Source organism: Rhodopseudomonas sp. (assembly GCF_048594845.1).
Classification (GTDB): Bacteria; Pseudomonadota; Alphaproteobacteria; order Rhizobiales; family Xanthobacteraceae; genus Rhodopseudomonas.
Genome location: NZ_JBMDXE010000013.1, coordinates 1 through 7,637 on the forward strand (window position 1 = coordinate 1; position 7,637 = coordinate 7,637).

Sequence of the window (7,637 nt, forward strand, 5' to 3'; positions counted from 1 at the left end):
GCCGGCGTCGGCAAACGCTCCTACGCAGCGCTTTTGCCCGACAATGCCTATGGGGGCGTGGTCGAGGCGGCGTTCAAGCAGGTGGTCAGCAGCAAGGGCGGCCGCATCGCGGCCTTCGAGAAATACGGCGCCGATCGCGCCGGCGCGGCCCGCACCATCGCGCAGGCGCTGGCGGGCGCGGATTCGCTGCTGCTCGCCGACGACGGCGATGCGCTGGCGGGTGTCGCCGATGCCCTCACCGCGGCGGGCGCGGATCTGCGCCGGCTGCAGCTGCTCGGCACCGGGCTATGGGACAATCCGCGGGTGTTCGCGACGCCGGCGCTGCAGGGCGGACTGTATGCGGCGCCCGATCCGGCCGGCTTCCGCAATTTCTCCGGGCGCTATCGCACCCGCTACGGTCAGGACCCGGTGCGCACCGCGACGCTGGCCTATGACGCGGTGGCGTTGGTCGCGGCGCTGGCCCGCACCCAGGGGCCGAAGCGTTTCTCCGGCGAGGTGCTGACCAATCCGTCGGGCTTCGCCGGCATCGACGGCCTGTTCCGTTTCCGCCCGGACGGCACCAACGAGCGCGGTCTCGCGGTGATGAAAGTCGCCAGCACCGGGGCGCAGGCGGTGGCCGGATCGCCGAAGAGTTTCGGCGCCTGAGCCGGTAAGTGCGGCGCGCCGTGCGCCGTTGAGCCCCGCGAGGAAACTCAGCCCTTCGGTGTCTCGCGCCGCTGCCGCACCGAGCCTTCCTGCGCCACCGACGCGACCAGCGTGCCGTCGGGCTTGAAGATCTGGCCGCGGGTCAGGCCGCGGCCGCCCTGCGCGGACGGCGAGTCCTGCACGTAGAGCAGCCATTCGTCGGCGCGGAACGGGCGGTGAAACCACATCGCATGATCGAGACTGGCCGGCATCATCCGCTTGTCGAACAGCGTGCGGCCGTAGCGCGCCATCACCGCGTCGAGCAGCGAAAAGTCGGATGCGTAGGCCAGCGCGCACATGTGCAGCGCCGGATCGTCCGGGAGTTTCGCGGCGGTGCGGATCCAGACATGGATGCGGCCGTCTTCGATCTTCTTGCCGAAATAGCGCGACAGCTCAACCGGACGCAGCTCGATCGGCCGGTCGCTTTCATAGTAGCGCTTGATGAAGTCCGGCATCTCCTTGAAGAACGGCTGCTTGGAGATCTCCTCGGCCGACAGCGCTTCCGGCGGCGGCACGTCCGGCATCTTGTCCTGGTGGTCGAACTCGGTCTCCTCGTCGTCGTGGAACGACATCATCAGCGAAAAGATCGCCTGGCCGTGCTGGATCGCGGTGACGCGGCGGGTGGTGTAGCTCTTGCCGTCGCGCAGCCGTTCGACCTCGTAGATGATCGGCACCGCCGGGTCGCCCGGCAGAATGAAGTAGCAATGCAGCGAATGCGGCAGCCGGTTCTCTACGGTGCGGCACCCCGCCACCATCGCCTGGCCGATCACCTGGCCGCCGAACACCCGCTGCCAGCTGGTCTGCGGGCTGGTGCCGCGGAACAGGTTCACCTCGAGCGGCTCGAGATCGAGAATCGAGATCAGGTCGATCAGGCTCTTGGACACCGGCGCTGTCTCCCGGGAGTGGACAGCGGGCGATTTCCCCCTGTCGTCGAGGTCTGGTAGAACCGGGCGGCAAGCCACGGTTGTTCCTGCCTGTTTCGCCCAGCTGCAGTCATGGCGCAAGAACTCCGGGCGCAAGAATTCTGGTCGACGAGAGAGAAAAATGACGGCACCGCGAAGCATTGTCATCGGAGGAGGCGCGTTCGCCGGTCTGGCGCTGGCGCTGGCGCTGCGTCAGGGGCTCGGTCCCGACGTGCCGGTGATCGTCGCCGATCCGGCGCTGGCGATGCGGCCGTCGCGCGATCCGCGGGCCACCGCGATCGTGGCGGCCTGCCGCCGGCTGTTCGAGGCGCTCGGCGTCTGGGACGAGGTGGCGCCGACCGCGCAGCCGATCATCGACATGATCGTCACCGACAGCGAACTGGAAGACGCGACCCGGCCGGTGTTCCTCACCTTCGCGGGCGAGGTGCAGCCGGGCGAGCCGTTCGCCCATATGGTCGAGAACAAATATCTCAACGAGGCGCTGGCCAGCCGCGCCGAGGCCGCGGGCGTCGAGCTGCGCGCCACGCCGGTGACGTCCTACAAGTCGCACGAGGGCGGCACCACGGTGACGCTCGGCGACGGCAGCGTGATCGAGGCGAGCCTGCTGGTCGCGGCCGATGGCGCCAGGTCGAAGCTGCGCGAGCGCGCCGGCATCGCCACCTATGGCTGGGACTACGACCAGTCCGGCATCGTCGTGATGGTCGAGCACGAGCGCGACCACAATGGCTGTGCCGAGGAACATTTCCTGCCGGCCGGCCCGTTCGCGATCCTGCCGCTCACCGGCAAGCGTTCGTCGCTGGTGTGGACCGAGACCCGCCGCGTCGCCGCCGACATCGTGGCGCTGCCGCCGGCCGAGTTTCAGGTCGAGCTGGAAAAGCGCTTCGGGCTTCGGCTCGGCGAGGTCAAGCCGCTCGACGCCCCGAAGGCGTTTCCGCTCGGCTACTTCGTCGCGCAGTCGTTCATCGGGCCGCGGCTGGCGCTGATCGGCGACGCCGCGCATGTCATCCACCCGATTGCCGGGCAGGGCCTCAACATGGGCCTGCGCGACGTCGCGGCGCTGGCCGAAGTGATCGTCGACGCCGCGCGGCTCGGCATCGATCCGGGTCAGGCCGACGTGCTGGAGAATTATCAGCGCTGGCGCCGGTTCGACACCATGGCGATGGGCGTCGCCACCAACGGGCTCAATCTGCTGTTCTCGAACAAATCGCCGCTGCTGCGCAGCGTCCGCGACATCGGCCTCGGATTAGTCGACCGCCTGCCGCCGCTGAAAGGCGCCTTCATCCGCCAGGCCGCCGGCCTCACCGGCGAAACGCCACGGCTGCTGAAGGGCGAGGCGCTGTAAGGGCGCCGCCGAGATTTACTTGGCTGATTTCGCCGGCCGCGGATCAGAGAGCCTCATTGCAGCGCCGCCGCCAAGGGGCTGACTGGGCGACCAGCCAGTCGCGGAACGTCAGCACCGCACGCGCGTTCCGCGGCGACGCGCGATGGAGCGCGTAGTAACCATCATTGAGCCGGAGCGGCGCGTCAGCGAGTGGTCGCAGTCGGCCGGCGTCTATCAGCGGTTCTGCGTAAGCGGCATCGACGAGCGCAATGCCGCTGCCGCCGAGCGCCGCGGCCATCGCTTGGCTGCGGTTATCGACGATCAGCTCGCGACCGTCGGGTCTCGCCCGCGCGAGATGTTTCCACCACAGCGTCCAGTCGTGCGCGCGGGAGCGCGCGTGGATCAACGTCGCCGCCGCCCATAGCCGACGGGCCGGCACGCCCGACAAGTAATCCGGCGTCGCGACCGGCAGCAGCGTCTCGTGAAACAGCAGCGTCGACGTGACGTCCGGCCACTCACCTCGCCCGTGACGAATGGCGAGGTCGACGTCCTCGGTAGTCAGGTCGACCACCCGCATAGTGCTGGCGACGGCGATCTCGATGTCGGGATGCTTGTCGTGGAAGCTCGCCAGCCGCGGGATCAACCAGTCCGAAGCGAACGTCGCTACGGTCGAGACGCGCACCTGCGCGCGACGGCGGCGCAGTGGCTGCATCGCCGCCTCGATCCGTTCGACAGCGTCGCCCACCGCGGCGACCAGCCGCGCGCCCTCCTCGGTCAATGCAATCCGCCGCCCGGCTCGCTGTACCAACGTTGCGCCGAGCTGCGCCTCCAGATCGGCGATCCGATGCGACAGCGCCGAGCGGGTCACGCCAAGCCGCTGCGCCGCGGCCGCAAGGCTGCCGTCCTGCGACAGCCGGACGAGTGCCTGGAGTGCGCCGAGCGAGGGAAGCGGCAAGGGAGGCATGTGGATCACGGGCTATATCAGGTGAGGATATCTCACCAATCGGCAGCAGTCATCGCGCTACAATGACGGTCTTAGGAGACACAGATGGATCGCCAGCACTTCGCCCAGTTCGCCGCCTACAACCGCTGGGCCAACGCCCGTCTGTATCAGGTCGCTCTGGCGCTCCCCGACGAGGCCTATCGGCGCAACATCGGGGTGTTCTTCGGCAGCCTGCACGGCACGCTGAACCATCTGCTGGTCGCCGATCGAATCTGGCTCAAGCGCCTGACCGGTGAAGGCGATGCACCGTCGCGCCTCGACACCATCCTGTTCGAGGACCGGTCGGAATTGGCACAGGCTCGCGCCGCCGAGGATGATCGCATTGTCCGCACCATCGACTGCACCGATGACGCGGCGTTGTCGGGATTCGTCGAATACGCCACCACCTCGGGCGCGCCGCACCGGCAGCTTCGCTCCGACATTCTCCGGCATGTCTTCAATCACCAGACCCACCATCGTGGTCAGGCTCACGCCTGCCTGTCGATCCTCACCGGCGCGGAGCCGCCGACGTTGGATCTGCTGGCGTTTCAGCGTGGCACGCCGGCGCCGGATCTTGCGGCGCTGGCGGCAGGCGGCGGCTAGCCGATCTTCCGCGCTTCTTCCGGCAGCATGATCGGGATGCCGTCGCGGATCGGGTAGGCGAGCTTGGCGCCGCGCGAGATCAGTTCCTGCCGGGCGGCGTCGAATTCCAGCCGGCCCTTGGTGATCGGGCACACCAGGATTTCGAGCAGCTTGCTGTCGACGGTGGTTTCGGGGCGTTCGGCGGATGTCGTCATGAGAGGCGGACCAGATCACAGGTGTGTCGAGAAAAGCTGCCCGGACTGAACCGCGCCGGCGCCTCGCCGTCAACGGCGCCGCGCAAATCGGGGCGCCTCATAGCGCGGCTCATCGCTGTGCGGCTCATTGCAGCGGCGGGTCGCCGCTGGTGCGCTTCTTGGCGAGGTCCATCTCGGTCACGGCGATCAGGATCTCGGCGCGGGTCTTGAGATCGGGCGCTTCCAGCATCGCCTGTTTCTCGGGCGCGCCGTAGGGCGACATCATCGCCAGCGCATTGACCAGCGCTTCGTTCGGGGCGCTCTCGACGCCGCCCCAATCGACCTTGAGGTTATTGGCCTTGAGGAAGTCGGTCAGCACCGACAGCAGCGTGTCGCGGTCGACCTCGTCCTCGCCCTTGCGGGCGGTGAAGTCGTCGACGAACGGGAAGTAATCGACCCGGCACTGGCGGTACGGCGTCTTCACCGCGAGCTCCTCGACTACCTTGAAGCGCGACACGCCGGTGAGTTCGAGGATGTAGCGGCCGTCGCCGGATTCGGCGAGCTGGGTGATGCGGCCGACGCAGCCGACCTGAAACAGCGCCGGCGTGTCCTCATTGGCCGAATGCGTCGCGTCGGGCTGGATCATGCCGATCAGCCGGTGACCGTCGCGCAGCGAATCGTCGATCATCGCCAGATAGCGCGGTTCGAAGATGTTGAGCGGCATCTGGCCGCGCGGCAGCAGCAGCGCGCCCGCCAGCGGAAACACCGGGATCACTTCGGGAAGGTCGGCGGGCCCGCGATAGTCTGCATTGATCGGCATCGGACGTCCCGGCTGCTGATTGCGATGACGAGAACAGAACTACGAGAACAGAATCGTCGAGAGCCGCTTGCGACCCTCGACCGTGGCGTCGTCGGTGGCGCCCCAGGCCTCGAAGAACTGCACCAGCTGCTTGCGCGCGCCGTCGTCGTTCCATTTGCGGTCGCGGCGGACGATCTCGAGCAGATGCGTTGTCGCTTCCTCGCGCTTGCCGGCGGCGTTCAGCGCGGTGGCGAGATCGAATCGGGCCTGGTGATCGAGCGGATCGGTCGCCACCTTCTGTTCGAGTTCGGCGATCGGGCCGACCTGCTCGGCCTGTTCGGCCAGATCGATGATCGCCTGCACGGCTTTGACGGCCGCGTTCTCGCGGAGCTTCTCCGGCACATGCTCGAGCATCTGCTTGGCCTTGTCGGTCTCGCCGGTCTGCATGTAGCAGCGCGCGACGCCGGCCAGCGCCTCGACATTGGCCGGATCGGCCTGCAGCACTTCGCCATAGATCGCCGCGGCGGTGGCCGCGTCGCCCTCGGCCAGCACCGCTTCGGCTTCCTGCAGCAGTTCGGCGGCGGTCGGCCCGCCGCCCGGCATGCCGGCGGTCAGCTTTTCAATAAAGGCGTTGACCTGGCTCTCCGGCACCGCGCCCATGAAGCCGTCGGCGGGGCGGCCGTCGACGAAGGCGATCACGGCGGGAATCGACTGGATGCCCATCTGGCCCGGGATCGACGGATGCTCGTCGATGTTCATCTTGACCAGCTTGACCTTGCCGCCGGCGGCGCGGACCGCCTTTTCCAGGATCGGGGTGAGCTGGCGGCACGGGCCGCACCACTGCGCCCAGAAGTCGATCAGCACCGGCTGGCGCTTGGACTCCTCGATGACGTCGCGGACGAAGCTCTGCGTCGTGGTGTCCTTGATCAGATCGGGGCCCGCCTGGGGGGCATCGCCGCTGCCCTGCTCGATGATTGTCACGTGATCCTCGCCTGATGTCCGCAAGAGTGGCGTTTCGGAGCAGATCCCGCCGCGATCGGCCGAATGCTCCGGATTCGTTTTGTAAGTCTTTGGCGCGTCTTCGCTCTGCGAGCCGGTCCCCCGCGCCTGAAGACGGTCTAGCACGCCCCTGTAGATGGCGCGCGAGGTTTCGATTTCAACTGGAACCGGCGCCGCCGCTCCAGCCGGAACCGCATGGGCCGAAAGCATCGCCGGTCCGCTTCATTCGACACCCCCTGCAAAAAGGAGCAGTCAGAAGCCGCCATCGGCTGTTGCATTCGCCTCAAGCATTTGGCATAGGACTGCGCACGGCGTTCGGCGCAAGCCTTCGCTGTTTCTCGGATGCGGGTGTAGCTCAGGGGTAGAGCACAACCTTGCCAAGGTTGGGGTCGAGGGTTCGAATCCCTTCGCCCGCTCCAGAATCTGGCGGCAGATCGGCCGCTCATTCTCCCAACCGCCTGCCTTTCCAGTTTCCAGCGACGTCGCCTCCAGTCGGCGGTCGTCATCATGCCGCCGCGTCAGCACCTGCGGTCTCGTGGCGCGCGCCGGCCTGTCGCTGCAGCTCGGCCACCAGCGTGCGCGCGTGGGTCGTCAGCCGGTCGAAATCGATCGCGCAGACCAGCAGGCTGCGATGCGCCCACGAATCGGTGAGCCGGATCGCCGCCAGCCCGGGGCCGAGATGTGGTGCCGCGGCGGCTTCCGGCAAAATCGCCAGCCCGACGCCGGCTTCGACCAGCCGGGCGATCGCCTCGAAGCTGCGCAGCCGCACCCGGCACGCGAGCCGCCGTCCGTAGCGGGCGGCCTGCGCCGCCAGATGGTCGTGCAGCGCGCCGCTCGACATCCCGACGAACCCCTCATCGAGCAACTCGGCGAAATCGATCGATCCCCGGCTCGCCAGCGGATGCGTCGCGGCGGCGATCGCCACCAGGCGGTCGTGCCCGAGCGGCCGGGTCTGCAGCGGACCCGGATCGCTACTGCCGGCGAACACGCCGAATTCGGCGCGCCGCTCCGCCACCGCCAGCACGATCTCGGCGCTGGTGCGCTCCTCGAGATCGACATCGACCGCCGGATGCGCGGCCAGAAACGCCCGCAGCGCGGCCGGCACGATCTCGACCAGCCCGGCGGTGTTGGACAGCATCCGCACCGCGCCGCG

9 protein-coding genes and 1 tRNA gene are annotated in these 7,637 nt (G+C 68.1%); 4 read left to right on the forward strand and 6 right to left on the reverse strand.

What is annotated here, in order from left to right:
- A partial coding sequence (locus ACOJTD_RS00595; protein WP_420131008.1) for an ABC transporter substrate-binding protein occupies positions 1–645 on the forward strand: 645 nt, incomplete at its 5' end.
- Between the two features lie 47 nt (positions 646–692).
- Here the strand turns inward: ACOJTD_RS00595 and tesB are convergent.
- Complete coding sequence (gene tesB, locus ACOJTD_RS00600) at positions 693–1,568, reverse strand: acyl-CoA thioesterase II (RefSeq protein ID WP_420131009.1); 876 nt, start codon at positions 1,566–1,568, stop codon at positions 693–695.
- Between the two features lie 103 nt (positions 1,569–1,671).
- Here tesB and ACOJTD_RS00605 point away from each other — a divergent pair, with 103 nt between their 5' ends.
- A complete protein-coding gene (locus tag ACOJTD_RS00605) occupies positions 1,672–2,949 on the forward strand; it encodes a ubiquinone biosynthesis hydroxylase (protein ID WP_420131016.1) in 1,278 nt (425 codons plus the stop codon).
- Positions 2,950–2,992: 43 nt separating this feature from the next.
- Here the strand turns inward: ACOJTD_RS00605 and ACOJTD_RS00610 are convergent, their stop codons facing one another.
- Positions 2,993–3,892 (reverse strand): LysR substrate-binding domain-containing protein, encoded by a 900-nt coding sequence (locus ACOJTD_RS00610; RefSeq protein ID WP_420131010.1) that lies wholly within the window; start codon positions 3,890–3,892, stop codon positions 2,993–2,995.
- 84 nt (positions 3,893–3,976) lie between these two features.
- On the opposite strand from ACOJTD_RS00610, the gene ACOJTD_RS00615 reads away from it, so the two are divergent.
- On the forward strand, positions 3,977–4,513 hold the full coding sequence (locus ACOJTD_RS00615) for a DinB family protein (RefSeq protein WP_420131011.1): 537 nt from the start codon (positions 3,977–3,979) through the stop codon (positions 4,511–4,513).
- Here ACOJTD_RS00615 and ACOJTD_RS00620 read toward each other — a convergent pair.
- From ACOJTD_RS00620 to trxA, 3 genes are all read right to left on the reverse strand, one after another.
- Positions 4,510–4,707, reverse strand: a complete 198-nt coding sequence (locus ACOJTD_RS00620; protein WP_420131012.1) for a Trm112 family protein — start codon at positions 4,705–4,707, stop codon at positions 4,510–4,512. The genes ACOJTD_RS00615 and ACOJTD_RS00620 overlap by 4 nt on opposite strands.
- A gap of 124 nt (positions 4,708–4,831) precedes the next feature.
- The gene (locus ACOJTD_RS00625) at positions 4,832–5,506 is read right to left on the reverse strand and encodes an LON peptidase substrate-binding domain-containing protein (protein WP_420131013.1); all 675 of its coding nucleotides are present in this window, start codon (positions 5,504–5,506) and stop codon (positions 4,832–4,834) included.
- Between the two features lie 39 nt (positions 5,507–5,545).
- Positions 5,546–6,466, reverse strand: coding sequence for a thioredoxin (trxA, locus tag ACOJTD_RS00630; RefSeq protein ID WP_420131014.1), 921 nt, complete (start codon positions 6,464–6,466; stop codon positions 5,546–5,548).
- 362 nt (positions 6,467–6,828) lie between these two features.
- On the opposite strand from trxA, the gene ACOJTD_RS00635 reads away from it, so the two are divergent.
- Positions 6,829–6,903, forward strand: a tRNA-Gly gene (locus tag ACOJTD_RS00635).
- Between the two features lie 86 nt (positions 6,904–6,989).
- Here ACOJTD_RS00635 and ACOJTD_RS00640 read toward each other — a convergent pair.
- Positions 6,990–7,637, reverse strand: a 648-nt coding sequence (locus ACOJTD_RS00640; protein ID WP_420131015.1) for a LysR substrate-binding domain-containing protein, incomplete at its 5' end; no start/stop codon positions are given.